16 protein-coding genes are annotated in these 19,240 nt (G+C 42.0%); 10 read left to right on the top strand and 6 right to left on the bottom strand.

Translation table 11 applies throughout. From position 1 onward, the window contains the following. Nucleotides 1–64: 64 nt before the first annotated feature. The 3 genes from ACO08K_RS13900 to ACO08K_RS13890 are packed head-to-tail and all read left to right on the top strand — an operon-like array spanning nucleotide 65 to nucleotide 4,993. Complete coding sequence (locus ACO08K_RS13900; RefSeq protein WP_421797009.1) at nucleotides 65–1,615, top strand: DNA cytosine methyltransferase; 1,551 nt, start codon at nucleotides 65–67, stop codon at nucleotides 1,613–1,615. After that, the gene (locus ACO08K_RS13895) at nucleotides 1,608–4,064 is read left to right on the top strand and encodes a sensor histidine kinase (RefSeq protein WP_421797008.1); all 2,457 of its coding nucleotides are present in this window, start codon (nucleotides 1,608–1,610) and stop codon (nucleotides 4,062–4,064) included. Before ACO08K_RS13900 ends, ACO08K_RS13895 begins: the two co-directional genes overlap by 8 nt. Continuing rightward, nucleotides 4,061–4,993, top strand: coding sequence for a hypothetical protein (locus ACO08K_RS13890; protein WP_421797007.1), 933 nt, complete (start codon nucleotides 4,061–4,063; stop codon nucleotides 4,991–4,993). Before ACO08K_RS13895 ends, ACO08K_RS13890 begins: the two co-directional genes overlap by 4 nt. A 9-nt stretch (nucleotides 4,994–5,002) precedes the next feature. Here the strand turns inward: ACO08K_RS13890 and ACO08K_RS13885 are convergent, their stop codons facing one another. The 5 genes from ACO08K_RS13885 to ACO08K_RS13865 form a co-directional block, all read right to left on the bottom strand. Beyond that, nucleotides 5,003–5,341: a XisI protein gene (locus ACO08K_RS13885; RefSeq protein WP_421797006.1), complete on the bottom strand. Its 339-nt coding sequence runs from the start codon at nucleotides 5,339–5,341 to the stop codon at nucleotides 5,003–5,005. A gap of 91 nt (nucleotides 5,342–5,432) precedes the next feature. Next, on the bottom strand, nucleotides 5,433–6,365 hold the full coding sequence (locus tag ACO08K_RS13880; RefSeq protein ID WP_421797005.1) for a tryptophan 2,3-dioxygenase family protein: 933 nt from the start codon (nucleotides 6,363–6,365) through the stop codon (nucleotides 5,433–5,435). Between the two features lie 64 nt (nucleotides 6,366–6,429). Further along, nucleotides 6,430–6,798: a fluoride efflux transporter CrcB gene (gene crcB, locus ACO08K_RS13875; RefSeq protein WP_421797004.1), complete on the bottom strand. Its 369-nt coding sequence runs from the start codon at nucleotides 6,796–6,798 to the stop codon at nucleotides 6,430–6,432. After that, nucleotides 6,795–7,877, bottom strand: coding sequence for a glycosyltransferase family 4 protein (locus ACO08K_RS13870; RefSeq protein ID WP_421797003.1), 1,083 nt, complete (start codon nucleotides 7,875–7,877; stop codon nucleotides 6,795–6,797). Before ACO08K_RS13870 ends, crcB begins: the two co-directional genes overlap by 4 nt. Before the next feature lie 57 nt (nucleotides 7,878–7,934). Continuing rightward, a complete protein-coding gene (locus tag ACO08K_RS13865; RefSeq protein ID WP_421797002.1) occupies nucleotides 7,935–9,659 on the bottom strand; it encodes a M3 family oligoendopeptidase in 1,725 nt (574 codons plus the stop codon). A 285-nt stretch (nucleotides 9,660–9,944) separates the two neighbouring features. Between ACO08K_RS13865 and ACO08K_RS13860 the strand changes: the two genes are divergently transcribed. From ACO08K_RS13860 to ACO08K_RS13850, 3 genes are all read left to right on the top strand, one after another. Continuing rightward, on the top strand, nucleotides 9,945–10,685 hold the full coding sequence (locus tag ACO08K_RS13860) for an isoprenyl transferase (protein ID WP_421797001.1): 741 nt from the start codon (nucleotides 9,945–9,947) through the stop codon (nucleotides 10,683–10,685). A gap of 50 nt (nucleotides 10,686–10,735) precedes the next feature. Continuing rightward, nucleotides 10,736–11,347: a nicotinate (nicotinamide) nucleotide adenylyltransferase gene (nadD, locus tag ACO08K_RS13855; protein ID WP_421797000.1), complete on the top strand. Its 612-nt coding sequence runs from the start codon at nucleotides 10,736–10,738 to the stop codon at nucleotides 11,345–11,347. A gap of 107 nt (nucleotides 11,348–11,454) precedes the next feature. Next, nucleotides 11,455–13,815 carry a hypothetical protein gene (locus ACO08K_RS13850; RefSeq protein ID WP_421796999.1) on the top strand — a complete coding sequence of 787 codons (2,361 nt, stop codon included), beginning with the start codon at nucleotides 11,455–11,457 and terminating at the stop codon, nucleotides 13,813–13,815. A gap of 23 nt (nucleotides 13,816–13,838) precedes the next feature. On the opposite strand, the gene ACO08K_RS13845 is transcribed toward ACO08K_RS13850, so the two are convergent. Further along, nucleotides 13,839–14,471: a thioredoxin family protein gene (locus ACO08K_RS13845; protein ID WP_421796998.1), complete on the bottom strand. Its 633-nt coding sequence runs from the start codon at nucleotides 14,469–14,471 to the stop codon at nucleotides 13,839–13,841. Between the two features lie 247 nt (nucleotides 14,472–14,718). Here ACO08K_RS13845 and ACO08K_RS13840 point away from each other — a divergent pair, with 247 nt between their 5' ends. The 4 genes from ACO08K_RS13840 (at nucleotide 14,719) to ACO08K_RS13825 (ending at nucleotide 19,233) form a co-directional block, all read left to right on the top strand. Next, on the top strand, nucleotides 14,719–16,044 hold the full coding sequence (locus tag ACO08K_RS13840; protein WP_421796997.1) for a UDP-glucose dehydrogenase family protein: 1,326 nt from the start codon (nucleotides 14,719–14,721) through the stop codon (nucleotides 16,042–16,044). Between the two features lies 1 nt (nucleotide 16,045). Then, nucleotides 16,046–16,774 (top strand): toxin-antitoxin system YwqK family antitoxin, encoded by a 729-nt coding sequence (locus ACO08K_RS13835; RefSeq protein ID WP_421796996.1) that lies wholly within the window; start codon nucleotides 16,046–16,048, stop codon nucleotides 16,772–16,774. 14 nt (nucleotides 16,775–16,788) lie between these two features. Continuing rightward, a complete protein-coding gene (porQ, locus tag ACO08K_RS13830) occupies nucleotides 16,789–17,847 on the top strand; it encodes a type IX secretion system protein PorQ (protein ID WP_421796995.1) in 1,059 nt (352 codons plus the stop codon). 69 nt (nucleotides 17,848–17,916) lie between these two features. Then, entirely contained in the window at nucleotides 17,917–19,233 is a 1,317-nt protein-coding gene (locus ACO08K_RS13825) for a hypothetical protein (RefSeq protein WP_421796994.1), read from the top strand. Nucleotides 19,234–19,240: the final 7 nt, after the last annotated feature.

Here is a 19,240-nt window from a genome sequence, read left to right as displayed (position 1 = left end):
ACACAAATTACCATGCATTTCCCAAAGTTTTCGGGTGCGCTTAACTTAAAATATTTTGTAGCTTATGCCTTATCAAAACATTGAATTATTTGCAGGATGTGGAGGATTTAGCCTAGGGCTAAAAGCATCTGGCTTTAAACTATTATTTGCGAATGAATTATCACCGATGGCTGGTGAAACTTTTTCTTATAATTTGTTAAATGAAAATTTATTTGAACTGGCCAGTTCAAATAAGACAGCTACAAATACATTGTGGATTAATAGTCAATTTCCTGCTCAAAAGCTCCATGAAAGATTAAAAGAGAGACCTGAAAATGCCTCAAATGGGGTTTATTCTGATTTATCATGCGATATTTGGAAAAACAAGCTCCTTGTTGGTGATATAGCTAATTTGATCAATTTTTTCATGGAAAACCCAGGCCTAGAAAAAAAAATCAAAGAATTAGATGTTGAGGTAATATCAGGGGGCCCACCTTGTCAGAGTTTTAGTTCAGCAGGAAGACGAGAAAAGGAAAACCATAAGAATAAACTTCCTCTGCAGTTTGCAAAATTTGCAGGAATAGTAAAACCTAAATTCGTGCTATTAGAAAATGTAAAAGGTATTACTTTAGCTTTTAAGGAAAATGGAAAGAAATACTTTGCTTGGCAAGAGATAGCAAAAGCATTTGCCATAGAAGGATTTATCCCAGTTTGTACATTGCTTAATTCTAAATATTTTGGCGTTCCCCAAAATAGGGTAAGGTTTGTAATGATTGGAATTCGTAGAGACATTGCAATGCGATTAAGAAAGATTATTGATCAAGATTATTTAGATGATGCAATCAAATTTTATTATAATGTCCAAGAAAATTCGTCAAAAGAAAATCATGCTATTTTCAAAAATATTAAATTATTAAACATAGAAGAAGCCCAGAATCAATTACTCTTTAATGGTATTTTACTGCCCCAAATTATTAATTCAGAAGGGAATTACTATTCTACAAAAGATGCTTTAAATGATCTTATTGGCCCAAAAACCAAGTCAAAGTATTTGGCATTACTTGATTCAAGCTTTGGTGAAAAAGAAAATAAAAGTATTGAAAATCATGTTCTAAGAAATCACACTGAAAGGGTTAAAAATAGATTTATGCTTTATCAGAATATCAACCAATTAAAGAACGGGTTAAAAAGCAAAGCTCTAAATATAATAGAAGGCGTCAATATATCGGAAGAAGAAAAAAACCTTGTTCTGGAAAATTTGCTCGCCGTAATGAAAATGCAAAATATAGAATTAAAATATTCTTTAAGGGATTTGATAGATGATGTTCGGACAAATAAACATAGCCAGCGAGCACTAATAGCAGAGCTTCCATCGCCCGCCCAAATGACTATTCCTGACGAATTATGTCATTACGACATTCAACACCCGAGAACATTGACAGTGAGAGAGATAGCAAGAATACAATCTTTTCCTGATTGGTTTACCTTTAAATCAAAAGCAACAACTGGAGGAAAAAAAAGAGCTTATGAAGTTCCGCAATATTCTCAAGTTGGCAATGCGGTACCTCCACTTATGGCAAAAGCGATAGGGGATGGAATTGTTAATGCGTTAAAATTAATAAGTAGTTATGGATAATCCTCAAAGTGAGTTAAAATTTAAGGTAAGTTCACAAATAAAAAATATTGTCGGGAAAGACCTTATTTCTGATGACAATATTGCCGTTTTTGAACTTGTTAAAAACTCATTTGATGCTCATTCGAAAAAAGTTAAGATCATCTTTGAGCCTGAAAAAATAATAATTTGGGATGATGGAAAAGGCATGGATAAAGATGATATAATCAATAAATGGCTATTTCTCGCCTATTCTGCAAAAAAAGAAGGCGATGAAGATATTGAGTTTAGCTCAAATGAGTTTGAAGATTATAGGAATAAAATTCGGCCAAAAAAATACTATGCAGGAGCAAAAGGTGTAGGTCGGTTTTCAACTGATAAACTAGGTGAAAAGCTTACTTTAACTACCCGAAAAATCAGCGAGTCTTTCAATACCTTTCATCAATTAGAGTTTTATTGGAAAAAGTTTGAAGAAAATCCTACCCTTCTTTTTCAAGATATAGAGATAGATTATAAGGAATTACAAGAAGCTCCGATTCCAGATTTTAAACACGGCGTAATCCTTGAAATCTCGTCACTTAGAAGCAATTGGGGGCGAAAACAGATGCTTGACTTGAAGAAAAGTCTTGAAAAATTGATTAACCCCGTTGAAGAAGGGACTGATGACTATGATTTTGACATTGAAATTATTTGTGAAAGGGAGAAAGAAAAAGATAGCTTTTTTATAGAGCGAGATAGAGTAAATGGTAAAGTAAAAAATTTCATTTTTGAAACTCTTGAAATTAAAACCACCCAAGTTCAATCTGAAATTAAAGCCAATAAAATTAGAACCTCTTTATTTGACAGAGGAAACCTTGTCTATGAAATTGAGGAGGCAAATTCATATGATCACATTCAAAATGCGCGTATTCGAATTTTTTACCTGAATCATTCAGCAAAACTCAACTTCAAAAATTCAATGGGAATTGAATCAGTAAGGTTTGGGCACATTTTTTTATTTAATAATGGTTTTAGAGTATACCCATATGGGGAAACGAATTTTGATCCACTTGGAATAGATCGAAGAAAAGCTCAGGGTAGAGCAAGATTTTTAGGAACAAGGGAAATGGTAGGTAGGATTGAGCTTTGGAATAACTCTGTAGAAGAATTTCAAGAGAAATCAAGCCGTGATGGAGGATTAAAAGACACACTTGGAAAAAAAGAAATGGAGGAATATTATTTTGAAACATTAAAAAAATTAGAGCGTTATGTTGCACCGATCCTCTGGGGGATTACAAAGAGGAGCGGGAATTCAGAAGAAAATTTAGACCTACAGTCAAAAAAGCAGATTATTGATTTAATAGTTCGATTAGCTGGTTCTAAAAATATTGAGCTCATAAAGTTTGGCCAAGAAGTTATTGATATTTTTAATGAAAGTATTGAAAATCAATCTGACGAAGACTTTGATAGGCTTATTGAAATAGCACAAAAAACTAATAACCAAGAGTTTGAACAAGAAGTAATTCTTGCAAAAAAAAGATATTTTGATCTATTACGAGAGAAGGAGCATGCGGAACAACTGCAAAGAGAGGAAGAAGAAAAAAGATTAGAGGCGGAATTTAGAGCAAAGGAGGAGGAACAAAAAAGGTTAGAGGCAGAACAAAAAACTAAAGAAGAAGAAGAAAAGAGGCTATTAGCAGAGCAAAGGGCAAAAGAGGAGGAATATAAACGCCTTAAAGCAGAGGAAGAAGCTCGGGAGTCTAGAGAAAAAGCTGCATTGGAAGAGCAATTAAGAAAACAGAAAGAAAGTCAAGTCCGTTTTCTTGAATCAGTATCTTCTTTAGATATAACAGATGTCCTTAATTTAAATCATCAAATTGGTATCGATGCAAATACAATTAAAAATACATTGATCAATTTTCAAAATAAATTTACCAAAGAGGGAAGTTTAAATCTTAATGACGCAGAAAATTATATTAATAGGATATCTTTAGCAACAGAAAAAATATTATCTGTTGTCAATTATACAACTAAAGCTAATTTTATGGCTGCTACACTAGAAACAGAAGCAGATATTATTGGTTTTTACAGAAATTATATTTATACTATTCTAAATCAACACCTCGGAAAAGACATTACAATTAATATCGATAAAATTGATTCGCCATTTATTCGAAAATTCAAACCGATTGATTTAACAATTATCATTGATAATTTAGTTTCAAATTCCAGGAAAAAACATGCAAAAAATGTATTTTTATCCTTTGAAAATTTAGGTGAAAAACTGTGCTTAACATATCGAGACGATGGTACTGGGTTAGATCCAAAAATAGCTAACCCTCAAGAAATTTTTCAGCGAGGTTATACAACCACAAGAGGCTCCGGGTTAGGTATGTTTCACATAAAAAACATTCTAACTGAGATGAAATCAACTATTTATGTTGACACCAAGGTAGAATCAGGGATTGAATTTAAAATAAATTTCTCAAAATGAATTTACAATACTATACACTTTGGGTTGAAAACGAACCAGAATGGTTAGAATCAACAATTGAATATGTATCTGACATTGTGTTGGAACATGGTTTCATTTTGAAATCAGAACAATGCCTCTCTGCTGAAGAATTTTATGAAAAAACTAAATCTAATCTGAATTTTCTAGATAAATTTGATTTAATACTTACAGATTTCAACTTAGGTGAAGGAGATAATGGGAATGTACTAATTAAAAAAATTCGTGAAAATAATCGAAACCCCTTTACAGACATCATCTTTTATGGCCAAGACCAGGAGGCTATTAATCAGAAACTAAATGACCATTTCATTGAAGGAGTTTATAAAGCACCTAGGGAAATTGGGCTTTTTAGCGAAAAATTCGAAAAAGTATTCGTATCAACAATAAAGAAAATGCAAGATATTAGTATGATGCGTGGCTTAGTAATTTCCGAAGCTAGTGATATGGCAATGAGAATTTTAAGATTGATAAAAAATTACATAGGAAAAACCAGCGAAGGTACTGTTAACGAATTACGTAGTTACATCTTAAATAAAATAATTAAACAGCACATCGAAAATAATGAAAAATTTGTTGGCAAAGCTGAATCCATGAATGTTGACGTCTTATTGGAAGAGCGATTCTTTGATGACAGCAAAAAATTACGAATTTTAGATAGAATATTTAAACAACATAAAATAGCAAATTTTTCCTTCTATGAGGACTACTTGAATGAGGTAATCAATGTAAGAAATGAACTTGGACATTGTGAAGAAATAGAGAAAGATGGTGTGAAAATATTATCAACACTTAAAGGGGAAAAAACATTTTCTCACAATGAATGTGTTGAAATTAGAAAGAAAATTATTTTGCATCAAAAACGACTGGATGAAATTGAATTTTATATCCAAGAACTCAAGGGTCAATGACAGGGGGAATTACGCCCTCATCTCCGAAGTTAACCTCATCATTTCTGGATGCATCATTCCAGAAAAAATATCTTCTTTATCTACCCCAGTCTCGATCAATTCCTCATCAATTTTTACATCCGTTCTATTCTCTTGAATCCAAATTTTATCGCCCAAAATGTCAAAATGAAACACGGTGTAATGAACGTGCCGATCTTTATAGCAGCCCATTCTCACTAACTGATAATGGTGATTTTTGGTGTCCGCAATAATCAGATTCTCCACTTCCGGCATAAAGGGGGATTTGATATTGGCATAGACTTCCAATACCTGCAAGATTATCTTTTGATATTTTTTTACCTTTTCCATTGTTTAACCGTCTCTGTGAATGGATCAAAGATAATGAACTTCAACCTGATGAAACGTGTCCTTCTTTGGCATATCCTTGAAATTTAGAGCCTTACACTCTCTTTCCCCACTCCCCCTTCTCCTCCTCCGACCACAATCCAGGATAAAACGACACCAACTGAAACCTTGGTGGCAGGTACTTCTGCCAGTTCGTCCCGCCGGTGGCTTCGATGATTTGTGGCTTATTGTCCAGGTAGCGCACGGCGGAGCGGAAGTGGGACAAGCGCCATTTTACGTTCACTTTTTGGTCGAATTCGCGCAACTCCTGGCGGATTTGTTCAGCTTCTTCACCCTCCAGGTGCAATTGTTGGTAGCGTTGCCAGCTGTTTTTGTAGCGGTAATCTTCACCCAGTTGGATCAAATCCTGGCGGTATTTTCGCTCGAATTGCTGTAGGGTGAGCGTTTTTTTGCCCGTAGCCAACTCTGTTGCACCCGATTGCCAGTACAAATAAGGATACAAATCGGCACAGCTAGCAGATTCAATTGCCTTATCACGATGCTCGTGGTGGAGCAAGTTTACAAAATCAGTACACAGGATTTCGATCATGCGGAATTGAGCCGATTGGAAGCCGCTGGAGGGCAGGAGGCTCATGCGAAATTTGAGGAACTCATCCTTGTCCATCCCTTCCACCATGATGTCGAAGGATTGTACCAGTTGATCAAAATAACGATTGACCCGCTGCATCTGCCGCAAGAAGAAAGCAGGAGTGGGGTGATCCTCCGACAACAATTGCCGCAAAGCCAACAAACTCAATTTGAAATACAGCTCGGTAATTTGGTGGTAAATGATGAAGATGTTTTCATCAGGGAATTGGGTTTGTGGTTTTTGCAAGCTCAATAAGGTATCCAGGTGGATGTAATCCCAATAAGTCAGGTAATCCGCGTACAACAATCCATCCAGATAGGACAACATATCCTGGCCCATTTGGCCATATTTAGCTTCTAGTTGGTCCAGGCGGTCCAACATTTCGTGAGTTAAGCGCATAACCAGCACATTTTTACTTGAGAGCTTGTTTGATTTTTTTCTAAAAGCAAAAAAATCAAATAAGCTATACCATCATTACAGCTTTGATGCCGCAAAAAATCATCAAAACCCCAAAAACAACACTGAGCAATACGTACAGCAAAGCCAGCGTCAAGTGTTGCTGTTCCAACAAACTCCAGGCCTCCAAACTCAGGGTAGAAAAGGTGCTGAAACCACCACAAAACCCTGTCATCAGTAGGTATTGGGCATTGGGTTGCAAGAGTCCTTTGAGGCGTAAACCCGCCAATACGCCTAGCACCACACAGCTTATCAAGTTGGTCCAAAAAGTAGCCCAGGGAAAATGCGGCCCCGGCTGAGCCAGCCAACGCGCCATTCCAAAACGAACTAAACTACCCAAACCTCCCCCCAAAAAAACCAGCCACCAATGCATCATAAAGATTCTTTCAACTGTAGGTTCTTCATCTGACTCCGCGTCCGTACCCGCTTGTGCAGATAATACGTGAGTGCACCTGCGACCAGGCCCATAATGAGAATGATCCAATGCATGTTGAGCAGGGCGTGAAAGCTAAATACAAACAAAATAAAACAGCTATTGACAAAAACCAAAATAGCCGTAGCCTCCATATGATTGAAACCCACATCAACCAACAAATGGTGGATGTGTCGGCGATCCGGTTTGAACGGCGAAATCCCGCGCATTATCCGGGTGATGAAAACCCGCAAAGTATCAAAAATGGGGATGATCATGATGCCAATAGCTACTGCGGGACCACCTTGAAAGCGATAGGCATTATCCGCCGGGAGATTGTAATTGGTATCGATGAATTTAACAATCAAAATGGCACAAATCATACCAATAAGCAAGGAGCCAGTATCGCCCATAAAAATCTGAGCGGGGCTGATGTTGTAGCGCAAAAATGCCAAAATCCCCCCCACTGTTGCAAAAGCGACTACCGTAAACTCCATTTGACCAGTGAGGTAAAACCAGCAGCCCAACACCGTACAAATCAATGCACCAATACTAGCAGCCAGGCCATCAATGCCGTCAATCAGGTTAAAGGCATTGATCAAAACCAAAATGGTAAAAATGGAAACAAAGAGATAAAAACCAGGATGTAAAGAGTTATGGATTCCCAGTAATCCATAAAAACTATGCAATTCAACGTTGGAATTGAGTACTATGATGATTGTTGCACCGACTTGCGCCAGCAGCTTTTTAGTTGGCGACACTGGGGCAATATCGTCTTTAGCCCCAATTAAAAAGATGATGATAAAAGCTCCAAGTAAGTATTGCACCTGGGAAAAAACCAGGGTAGGTGCCCACATGACAATCGCAAAAATCACCCCAGCAAAGATGGCAAAACCTCCTAAGGAAGGGGTACTGACTTCATGTGAACTTCTTTCGCCAGGATTATCCATCAGATTTTTGTCCAAAGCAATTTTGATAATGGATGGAATAGCAAAATAGGTCAATGTGAATGCCGTAGCAAAGCACTGAAGAATCAGTTCCATGAGATTAGGTATTAGTTATACAAATATTGGTTTCTCAAAGGTAGTTACACAAAAAAATCAAAAACGTGAATCGTCGATATTTTCCAGCCAATTGGCAATGTCTTCGGCCACTTCCTGTACACAACCTTTCTGAAAAGGAGACTTGATACCCGCCAGATCTACCAGTTCCAAAAAGGATTTACTGCCTCCTGCCTTGCACAAACGCACATAACTTTCCCAGGCTGCTGCATGGTTGTGTTGATCCCATTTCCAGTACTGGAAAGCACAAATTTGAGCCAGAACATAATCGATGTAATAAAATGGAGTGGTAAATACGTGACCCTGCTTGTGCCAATATCCACCTCGTTTTAAAAAGTCATTATCGCCATAATTGCGGTGAGGCAAATACTTTTGTTCCATTTCCGACCACACCTGATTGCGTTCCTCCGGGCTCATCTCCGGGTTGGCATAAATCCGGTGCTGAAATTCATCAATGGCGGCGCCATAAGGCAAAAAGTAAATGGAATTGGACAAATGCATGAACTTGTATTTGTCCGATGAGGGGCCAAAAAACAATGGCATCCAGGGCCAGGCAAAAAACTCCATACTCATCGAATGGATTTCGCAGGCTTCAAAAGTTGGCCATTTGTATTCACTCAAACCAATGTTTCGACTGTTGAATACTTGAAAAGCATGACCACACTCGTGCGTGAGCACATCCACGTCACCGCTGGTGCCGTTAAAATTGGAAAAAATATAGGGTGCTCGGTATCCTTCGATGTAGGTACAATACCCACCAGTGGCTTTACCTGCTTTGTTTTCAAGGTCCATTAGGTGAGCGTCCTGCATGAGGGTAAAAAACTCGTCTGTCTCCGTCGACATTTCCCTATACATCTGTTGGGCCTGCTCAACTATCCAGGAAGGTTCACCTTGAGGTTTGGGGTTACCCGAAGCAAATCGAAACTCTTCATCATAATAAAAGAGTTGATCCAATCCGAGGCGTTTTTTTTGGCGTTCGAACAAGCGACTGGCCAAAGGAACAATGTATTTGACAATTTCTTCTCTAAAGCCAATTAGATCATCAGCATGGTAATCGGAGCGAGTCAGGCGGTCATAGCCTAAGTCCGTGAATTGGGAATAGCCTAGTTTTTGGGCAATATTGTGGCGGGTTTTCACCAACTGGTCATAATAACCTTCAATTTCTCCCGCGTGTTCCGCAAAAAAAGCCCATTTGGCTTCGCTGGCAGCTTGACGGATCGCACGATCCTCCGAGAGTTCTAATGGAGAAAGTGCCGACAAGTTGTAGGTTTCTCCCTGAAACTCAATTTGAGCTCCCGCTTTGGTACGGACATACTCGCTACTCAGCCGGTTTTCCTCCTGCAAATCAGTTAAAATCTCCGGGGTAAAGGTGCGGCGATTGAGTTCCGCAATCCGAAAAAACTGTTCTCCCCATACTTGCTCAAAGCCATCACGAAAGCGCGAGTTTAGCAGGGCATTGTGAAGCCTGGTGTTGAAAGATTGAAAGGTAGGCAGCTCCTGGTTGAAAAAAGTATTCTCGGCGTCATAAAAAGTATCCCTCGTGTCAATGGTATGCCGAATGTGGCAAATATTGTACATCGTACTGAATGTAACCCGCAGTCCATTCATTTCTTCGAAAATAACTCGTTGCTGCTCAAAAGATTCCGCTTCGTTAAAAGCAGTAAAAAGTCGCTCAAAATCAGCAGACAATTGAGCCATATCTGGGCGTTTGTAATCAAACTCCTCAAATTTAAGTACCTCCGTCTCTACGCTTTCGATAATCATGATTGATCAGGGTTATGGTTATTTGCAAAACTTATGCAAATAAACGGTTCTGATGATAAAAAATTGGAGCACGTTTTTACTTGGTAGTGGGCAAAAATAAGTGTTCATTTTTCTTGAGCCATAGGATTAAATAAGACACTTTAATCGAACCGTTTACTTATCCTATCCTTTGGCAAAATGAATACTTATTTTTTTTTCGCCCTCTTGGTATATTTTTGTGGCAAGATAAGGAAATGCCCCGTCATATGAATTTAAAAACCAAGCATTTCTTTTTACTTTTGCAAGATGGACTTGAAACAACTGATTGATACTGATCGCTTGCCAAAGCACATTGCGATCATCATGGATGGAAATGGGCGATGGGCCAAGCAGCATGGACAAGCCAGGGTATTTGGGCACCGCAATGGAGTCAAAGCAGTGCGAGAAACAACTGAAGCAGCCGCAGAGTTGGGTATAAAATACTTGACCCTCTACGCTTTTTCGACCGAAAATTGGGGCCGGCCAAAGTTCGAAGTAGATGCTTTAATGACTTTACTGGTTGATACCTTACACAAAGAAATCTCTACACTCAATAAGAACAATATTCGTCTGGAAGCCATTGGCGACCTGAGCAAGTTACCCAGCAGTACTTATCGCGCCTTGCTGGAAGGGATTGCCAACACCAGCACCAACACCAGAATGACCCTGGTTTTAGCCCTAAACTACAGCGCTAAATGGGAAATCCTGGAGGCGACGCGGCAAATGGCGGCCCTCGTCAAGGATGGAAAAATGAACCTGGAAGACATCAATGAAACAACTTTCGCCAATGCTTTGTCTACCCGAGGTATCCCCGATCCCGAGTTGTTGATCCGCACCAGTGGCGAAAACCGACTCAGCAACTTTTTGCTGTGGCAGTTGGCTTATGCTGAGTTTTATTTCACCCCCACTATGTGGCCTGATTTTCACAAAGAACAATTTTTTCAAGCCATTATTGACTTTCAAAACCGGGAGCGCAGATTTGGGAAAATAAGTGAACAAGTGGTTTAAATCAATTCAAAGAGGCAACGATTTCAGGCCATCCCGAATCTAATTATTCAATGAGTACCCGTAATCCTACAAAAATTGGGCTTTTTTTTGGATCCTTTAATCCCATTCACGTTGGCCACTTGATCATCGCCAACTACATGGCAACCCAAACGGATCTGAAAGAAGTATGGCTGGTGGTTTCGCCGCAAAATCCATTGAAACAGAAACAGTCACTGGCTCGGGATCAGGATCGTTTGCACCTGGTGCGCATTGCCATTGATGATAACCTCAAACTACGCGCCAGCGACATCGAGTTTTCGCTGCCGCAACCCTCCTATACCATCGATACCCTGGCTTATTTGCGTGAACGGCACCCGGAAAAACAGTTTGTGCTCATCATGGGAGGGGACAATTTGCCTACTTTGCCCAAATGGAAAAATTACGATTTGATTTTGCGCGATTTTGAAATCTACGTCTACCATCGACCTGGATATGAGTTGGGGGAGTTGGCAAACCATCCCCAGATCAAAGTGTTTGATAAGGTACCCCAAATGCAAATTTCGGCCAGCTACATTCGCGAATGCCTTGCTGCTGATTTGCCCATTCAGTATTTGGTTACTGAACCCGTACTGAAATACCTGGAAAGTAGTGGACTGTACAAAAAAAGCCGGGTTAAAGAATAAAATAGTTGAAAAGTTTGTAGTTGAAAAGTTGAAGTGAACGGCGCTTCGACTTCGCTCAGCGACCGGTTCACTTCAACTTTTCAACTACAAACTTTTCAACTACAACTATGCGCCATACCATCCTACTCCTCTTGTTTCTTTTGTGCTTGTCCGGGCTCCAGGCCCAAATCGACACCAGCACTCTGGCCATTGGTCAATGGCGGTCGATGTTGCCTTTACGTACCGGGCGTTTTGTCGCCCAAAGCAGTGACAAGGTTTATTATGCTGCAGAACAATCCATCCTGGTCATTGACAAGACGGATTTTTCCCTTGAGGAGATCAGTCGGGTGCATGGGCTGAGCAATACCAAAGCTAAAATTTTGACCTATGTTCCGGGCAGTAAATCATTATTGGTGCTCTACGACAACAGTGTGATTGATGTCGTACCAGAAAAAGGTCCCGTTTTTACCCTCAACCAAATCACCAATTTTAGCAATTTTGTGGGGGACAAAATTGTACACGCCATCAATGTTGAAAATACCGAGAATGTATTTGTTTGTGGCAACTATGGCCTGTCTCGCCTCAACCTCAACAAGCGGGAGTTTTCCTTTTCTACTTTTACTGGTTTGGATGTTTACGGCGCAGTAAGTTTTGAGGGATTTATTTATGCTGCTACCGAAGGAGGCATTTATCGGGTAGCCCTTACTGAACCCAACTTGCAAAATTTCAGCAATTGGCATTTTTTAGGCCCCGAGTCTGGATTTCCAGCTTCTTACGAGTCTAAGGCCATTACCATATTCAACAATACATTGTATTTTGACATCAACCGCAGTTTGTACCGCATGGAGGCGGCTCGCCCGGCCTTGTTGTACACTCGGGCCGGTTTTTCTATCCAATACTTGAGTGCCGAGGGCAAAAATTTGCTGGTTGGTTATCGTTGTCAAAGCAATTGTGATCGGGGGGCACTGGTCGCTTTTGATGCCAATGGCACGCGCCAGGAGGCAAGTGGTTCTTGTATGGGCATACCCAACTATGCGGTAGAAGATCAGGGAGGGCGCATCTGGATGGGGGATGAGTGGATGGAGTTTCGGGTGCTCAACAGTTTAAAAGATGCCAATTGCCGCAATTATGTGTTCAATTCCCCTTTTTCCGACAAGGTATGGGAAATGGCCGTGCGCGACCAGGAACTGTGGTTGGCTACCGGAGGGGTCAACCGGACCTTTAGTTACCTCAATCGTTCGGATGGTTTTGCATCCTACATTGATGGCCAGTGGAATGTATTCACCCGCTTCAATGCACCTTATTTGCGCGGAGAAAACCCCAATGATCTCCAGGACGACCTCACCGATGTAATGACCATCGCACCTCACCCCAGCAACAACAAAGTGTACATTGGGTCTTTTTATGAAGGGCTGGTAGAGCTGAACGGCGATCAGTACACCTTGTTCAACGAAAAAAATTCTACCCTCAACAATACCGTCGGTGATGCCGCCCGTACCCGGATCAGCGGCCTGGCTTTTGATGATGATGAAAACCTCTGGGTAGCCAACCACCTGGCGGCCAATCCCATTTCGGTACTAACCAAGGATGGAAAATGGAAGAGTTTTCGGCCTTCATGCGGGGTCACTTCACTGCACCAGGTAGCCGTAGATCAGAATGGATACAAGTGGTTTTGTTCCAGTTCAAACTCGGCAGGTTTGATTGTATTTGATTCGGGTAAACTGGAGGACGATGCCGATAACCGTTGCCGGGTATTCACCACGGCCAACAGCGAGTTACAAACCAATCAGGTCAATTGCCTGGCAGTAGACCTGGATGGTGACGTATGGGTCGGCACGGGTGAAGGAGTGGTTATTTTTGAATGTGGTTCGAATGCTTTTGACGAAAACTGCCGGGGTACCCGGCGGGTAGTAGAAATCATCAATGGCTTGGGGGCCTACTTACTGGAAACCGAAGTGGTAACCACCATCGCTGTCGATGGCGCCAACCGCAAATGGGTGGGTACCCGCAATGGCGTTTTTGTACTTTCACCCAGTGGTCGTGATCAATTGTCGCATTTCACTACCCTGAATTCCCCACTTTTGAACAATGCTATTTTAGACATTGTGGTCAACCCCAAAACAGGTGAAGTGTTTATTGGCACTGAAAGTGGCATTATCGTATTGCAAAGCGACGCGGTAGAGGGTGGAAAAGTGCACAATGCAACCCTCAAGGTTTATCCTAATCCAGTTCGACCAGACTACAACGGCCCCATCGCCATTCGGGGGCTAGCCCGTGATGCTGCCGTAAAAATCACTGATGTGGCTGGAAACTTGGTGTACGAAACCCGCGCACTTGGTGGACAAGCCATCTGGGATGGTCGCGACTACCTCGGACGCAGGGTGCAATCCGGAATCTATTTGGTATTTAGTTCAAGCAATCCCCGGGAAGCCGGATTCGGAAAGCCCAGCACAGCAACGGGTAAAATTGTAGTTTTACACGACAACTAGAGTGAGCATCCCTGGTTAATGCACTAGGCGTTCGCTTTTTTCAATACATCCAAAAATTCCTTTTGGGTACTGTAGGTTTTATCCTTGGCGTACCAACGTTGAACCTTGGTTAAAAACTCGGCATTGTACATTTTGTACTCTTGCTCATCCTTGATTTGATTCAGGATTTGCAGGTTTTCCAAAACGAATGCCTGCAACTCTTGTGGTCGTGGTCCCCAATGCCCCAGCACTTTTAAGGATTCTTTGCTGAGGACAATGGTGAGTGGAATGGAGCGGGTTCCCTTGGTTAAAAAAGCATCCATCAACTCAGGATGTTGATCTCTAAAGACCAAACGGTGCTCAACATTGGCATTTAAAGCAGCCATTTTTTGAATAGTAGGAACAATTTGAGCCGCATCGCCACACCAAACCTCGGTTATAGTAAGCCAAATCAAAGGAGTCTGAATGGCAGCCATTTGCAAGCGGGTTTGGGCGGTCATCCGGGCGGTTTTGTCCAAACGCTCCATCCGAATCAGGTTCAAACGGGTGTCGTGGATGTCATTTTCGATACTTTTGAGCGCCAAATAGTGATTTTGGGACAAAATTTCTTCAATCAAAGCATGGTATTCTACATAGCCAATTGACTTTTTGAGAATAGCGGGATCAACGTGTTGCATAGGTGTTCTTACTTACAGTGGTGATCAGGTGTTCGTTTTATGGATAGAGCTCCAACCAGCTCTTAAAGATGGGGCAGGTTCTACCACAAAGTAACGAAATATTTTTAGTCGTTAGCTTTCCTAACGAATGATAATTTTGGTTAACAAAGTTTTTGTCAGATACGAGGCAATCGTTTTTAACTTTTTGAGTTTAGTGAAAAAAGTTATACGGGATAAGCTGTAATTTTACGTTTAAAACCTAAAAAAAATGAACTTAGCTGTAATTGGTACTGGTTATGTCGGTTTGGTTACCGGAACTTGTTTTGCAGAAACAGGAAACAACGTAACCTGTGTTGACATTGATGTTAACAAAGTAGAAAAACTGCGCAATGGCGAAATAACCATTTATGAACCTGGTCTGGAAATTTTGTTTGAACGAAACACCAAACAAGGTCGCTTGAAATTTACCACAGACTTGAAAGAGGCTGTTGATGCAGCACAGATTATATTTTTGGCATTGCCAACTCCTCCTGGTGAAGACGGATCCGCTGATTTGTCTTACATCATGGGCGTTGCCAAACAATTGTCACTCTTGATCAAAGACTACAAGGTTGTCATTGACAAGAGTACAGTTCCGGTAGGTACCGCCGAAAAGGTTCACGCCATCATTGCTGAGCATGCCAGCGAAGACCTCTTCGACGTGGTTTCAAACCCCGAGTTTTTGCGTGAAGGGGTAGCCGTTGAAGATTTTTTAAAGCCTGATCGGGTAGTTATAGGTACCAATTCCGAAAGAGCTCGTAAAATAATGAAACAACTGTACGAGCCTTTTGTGCGGCAGGGCAACCCAATTTATTTTATGGACGAGCGTTCGGCAGAAATGACCAAATACGCTGCCAACTCTTACCTGGCTACCCGGATTTCCTTTATGAACGAAATTGCCAACTTGTGTGAAAAAGTAGGCGCAAACGTCGATATGGTGCGTATGGGGATGGGGAGTGACTCGCGCATTGGCAAACGGTTTTTGTTCCCGGGAGTAGGTTATGGGGGGAGTTGTTTCCCCAAAGACGTTCAAGCTTTGGCTAAAACGGCCAGCGATTTTGACTATGATTTTAACATCCTCAATGCCGTGATGGGCGTAAATGACAAACAACGCTACACCCTGGCCGACAAAATCAAAGCCTATTTTGGGGATACACTCAGCGGGCGAACCATTGGTATTTGGGGCCTGGCTTTCAAACCCAATACGGATGACATTCGGGAAGCGCCTGCATTGTACACCATTGAAGCATTGCTGGAAGCCGGAGCGACCGTCAAAGCCTTTGATCCAGAGGCAATGGAAAACATTCAGCGGTATTTTGGCAACCGCATTGAGTTGTGTAAAGACCAGTATGAAGTGCTCATCAATGCTGATGCCCTGGCCATCATTACGGAGTGGAGTGTATTCCGCACGCCCAGCTTCCAGGTGATGAAAGAACTCATGAAAAGTGAAATCATCTTTGATGGCCGCAATCTTTACGATCTGGAGGTTATAGCTGATCACGGGTTTCACTACCATAGCATTGGCCGCGAAACTGTTGGAAAAAAACCAGTGTAGTATGTATAAATCAATTCAACATGGGTTATGTCTTGGTTTACTTGTGGTGTTGATGGTTGCCTGTGGCAACAACAATGCCGAGTTGAACACTGACAAAAAAACAAGCTCGCCTAGCCAGGAAGCAACCGAAACCACCGCTGAGTTCTCGCTCGAAACGGTCGAAGAAACTGATCCTGATGGAAATTTGCTTCAATTCACCCGCCGAGACAGCGATGGGTTGAAAGAAGGGGTCTTTACTAAAACCACTACCAAAGGTGTGAAACTGGAAGAGGCCCATTACAGCAGCGACAAACTCAACGGAAAACGGATCCTGTTTTACCCCAGTGGGGATACCCTGATTGTTGAATCGTACCTGGATGATGTGTTTGATGGGCCTTACAAGTCTTTTTACCCCAACGGTAAGCTCAAAGTAGTCTGCACCTACGAGGACAACAAAATTGAAGGCAAGTGGCTACAATACTACGAAACGGGGCAACTCAAAGAAGAAGTGCTCTTTGTGGACAATGCCGAAAATGGACCATTTAAGGAATACCACCCCAATGGCCAAATGAGTGTAGAAGGTACTTACAAAGATGGCGACAATGAACATGGCCCACTCAAGTTTTTTGACGAGCAGGGTCAGCACTACAAAACGATGGAGTGCAACATGGGCATTTGTCGCACGGTTTGGACCCAGGAAATCAGCAAAGGCACCAAAGGGAAAGGCAAAGGGAAAAAATCAAAAGGTTGAAAAACAATTACAGCATGAAGGTTCGTCTATACTTGGTATTGCTGGGCATGAGTGCTTGGACCTCTATCCAGGCACAAATCACGGGGGGGCAAAGTACCTATGCCTTCCTGGGCATTCCTGCCTCTGCACGAGTATCGGGCCTGGGGGGACACCTGATTACGGTGATCGACGACGATGTAAGCCTGGCCTGGAGCAATCCAGCCGCGCTCAATCCCACAATGCACCAGCAATTGGCCTTCAATCACGGTTTTATCGGTAAACAAATGCAGCATGGTGCGTTCAATTATGGCCATCGTTTGGGCCAAAAAGGCACCACCTTGCACGCCGGTGTACAATACGCCCGTTATGGGGAAATTGAACATACCGATGAATTTTTTCAAACCCTCGGCACGTTTAATGCAGCCGAGTATGCGATCGTAGCGGGGATTGCCCACCCCGTTTACGACCGACTCAATGTGGGTGCAAATTTGCGTTTGATCAGCTCGCAGTTTGGCCAGTACAGTTCATTGGGTCTGGCTTCAGACCTGGCTGCTACTTATCGCGACACGGCCAAACGCACTGCCGTCACAATCGTGTTTCAGAACTTCGGCAGGCAATTGTCGACCTACGATCCCAGCATTGGAAAAGAACCGCTGCCTTTCGATCTTCAAATTGGATTTTCCAAACAACTCAAATATTTGCCTTTCCGCTTTTCCTTCATTTATACCTCGCTCAACCGTTGGAATCTGCTCTATGATGACCCAAACCTGGAAACAGGTACTATTTTTTTGGGGGAAGAACCCAGCGAACCTTCAGATTTTAACCTTTGGCTGGACAATTTTTTTCGCCACCTGGTTTTTAATGGTGAATTGTTGATTGGTGCGCGGGAAAACTTCCGCTTGCGTTTTGGGTACAATTACCGGATGCATCGCGAAATGACCGTTCAGGGTTACAGTAGTTTGGCGGGTTTCACCTTTGGTGTTGGGATGAAGGTAAATCGTTTTCGGATTGATTTTGGTCGAGGTGTTTACCATTTAGCTGGCGGCCAAACCCAGCTGGGAATATCTACTAATTTTGCAGCTTTTAAAAAGTGAGCATTGCTGCCGATTAGAAGAGAATGCTTGGAGAACAATGGTATCGATTAAGGGGAAACGATTAGACTTATGATGCCTTATTTTACGGTGCTCTTTTTTTTTGCTGCTCTCCTGGCAATCCTTTTTAGTGGACTGCAGGCAAGTTTTCGACGACTGCCTATCTTTTTTTTGTACAATGCACTAGCCGTGTTGACTTTGGGCTTGGCGCCCAGTTTAGCTTATCTTTTACAAGCTACCCTTCCTGCCGAAACGGTATTGCAACCCATGCCCATTTCCACTTCCTGGTATTTTTCTTCAGTTTTTCCCATCCTGGTAGCCATTGCTTTGGGTACTATTCCCTGGAGCAAGCAGGCGAATTCAAGTGACCAGGATATTGTTCAAGCCATTAGACAGGCTTTACAGCAACAGTCCTATTTGCCTTTTTTACTCTTGCTGTATGGTATGCTGATGTATTTTTGTACCCCATTTTTACCCGGCACGATGAGGCAAATTGGGGTATTCAGTGGCCTGGTGTTATGGGTCGGGTTGCTGCATTTGTTTTTTTCAACCTGGTCTTGGCAAGTAAAAACAGTCGCAATGGTAGTTGTTGCAGCTTTTATGCTGATTAAAACACTTCAAAGCACTTTTTTTGGCGACCTTTTTGTGTGGCCTTTGTGGATGCTGCTCTATTTACAAACGCGATACCACTGGCCCAAAAAAACCTTAGTGTTAGTTGGGGGAATCACCGCATTGTGCTTAGCCCTCGTCTTGGTCTGGAAGTATGATTATCGCGAACGGGTACAGGAAAAAAACGGGAATAGTTATACAAAAAACTTCTCAAACACGGTAAAAGATTGGGCTAAAGACCCCTGGAAAACCAAACGTTGGCAACAAGCCCTGGACCGTTTTAACCAAGGAAACCACCTCGCTCAAGTGTACCGTTGGGTACCAAAGGAAGAACCATACGCCCGGGGAGAAACGATCCTACTGGCCATCAAAGCCTCCCTGGTTCCTCGTTTTTTTTGGCCAGATAAGCCGGGGGCTGGTGGCGCGCTCATCTGGTATCGATTTACTGGAAACCCGCTCAGCCCCAATGTCTCAATGAACATAGGAATGCCAGGAGAAGCCTATGCCAATTTTGGGCCCTGGCTGGCACCTTTGCTGGTCTTTGTCTGGGTTCGTTTTTTGTATTGCCTGTACCATGGCCTGAGGCAACTGGCTTTGCGGCATTACCCATTGTTGTGGTTGTGGATCCCATTGATCTTTTACCCCCTTATGGATCAAGAAAATGACCTCGTCACGATTTTGAACCATGCCGTAAAGGGGACAGTTTTTACTTTGGTGTTTTGTTGGGGCTTGTTTAAACTAAACAATTATTTACCCCGCCATCCCTCCACAAATACATAATCAATCC

It is taken from the genome of Haliscomenobacter sp. (assembly GCF_965225875.1).
GTDB lineage: Bacteria > Bacteroidota > Bacteroidia > Chitinophagales > Saprospiraceae > Haliscomenobacter.
This window is presented reverse-complemented; position numbering and strand designations above follow the sequence as displayed.

Bases quoted from the DNA above. Each gene is read 5' to 3' on its own strand.
- ACO08K_RS13900 (WP_421797009.1), top strand. From the start codon at position 65: ATGCCTTATCAAAACATTGAATTATTTGCAGGATGTGGAGGATTTAGC.
- ACO08K_RS13895 (WP_421797008.1), top strand. From the start codon at position 1,608: ATGGATAATCCTCAAAGTGAGTTAAAATTTAAGGTAAGTTCACAAATA.
- ACO08K_RS13890 (WP_421797007.1), top strand. From the start codon at position 4,061: ATGAATTTACAATACTATACACTTTGGGTTGAAAACGAACCAGAATGG.
- ACO08K_RS13885 (WP_421797006.1), bottom strand. From the start codon at position 5,341: ATGGAAAAGGTAAAAAAATATCAAAAGATAATCTTGCAGGTATTGGAA.
- ACO08K_RS13880 (WP_421797005.1), bottom strand. From the start codon at position 6,365: ATGCGCTTAACTCACGAAATGTTGGACCGCCTGGACCAACTAGAAGCT.
- crcB (WP_421797004.1), bottom strand. From the start codon at position 6,798: ATGATGCATTGGTGGCTGGTTTTTTTGGGGGGAGGTTTGGGTAGTTTA.
- ACO08K_RS13870 (WP_421797003.1), bottom strand. From the start codon at position 7,877: ATGGAACTGATTCTTCAGTGCTTTGCTACGGCATTCACATTGACCTAT.
- ACO08K_RS13865 (WP_421797002.1), bottom strand. From the start codon at position 9,659: ATGATTATCGAAAGCGTAGAGACGGAGGTACTTAAATTTGAGGAGTTT.
- ACO08K_RS13860 (WP_421797001.1), top strand. From the start codon at position 9,945: ATGGACTTGAAACAACTGATTGATACTGATCGCTTGCCAAAGCACATT.
- nadD (WP_421797000.1), top strand. From the start codon at position 10,736: ATGAGTACCCGTAATCCTACAAAAATTGGGCTTTTTTTTGGATCCTTT.
- ACO08K_RS13850 (WP_421796999.1), top strand. From the start codon at position 11,455: ATGCGCCATACCATCCTACTCCTCTTGTTTCTTTTGTGCTTGTCCGGG.
- ACO08K_RS13845 (WP_421796998.1), bottom strand. From the start codon at position 14,471: ATGCAACACGTTGATCCCGCTATTCTCAAAAAGTCAATTGGCTATGTA.
- ACO08K_RS13840 (WP_421796997.1), top strand. From the start codon at position 14,719: ATGAACTTAGCTGTAATTGGTACTGGTTATGTCGGTTTGGTTACCGGA.
- ACO08K_RS13835 (WP_421796996.1), top strand. From the start codon at position 16,046: ATGTATAAATCAATTCAACATGGGTTATGTCTTGGTTTACTTGTGGTG.
- porQ (WP_421796995.1), top strand. From the start codon at position 16,789: ATGAAGGTTCGTCTATACTTGGTATTGCTGGGCATGAGTGCTTGGACC.
- ACO08K_RS13825 (WP_421796994.1), top strand. From the start codon at position 17,917: ATGATGCCTTATTTTACGGTGCTCTTTTTTTTTGCTGCTCTCCTGGCA.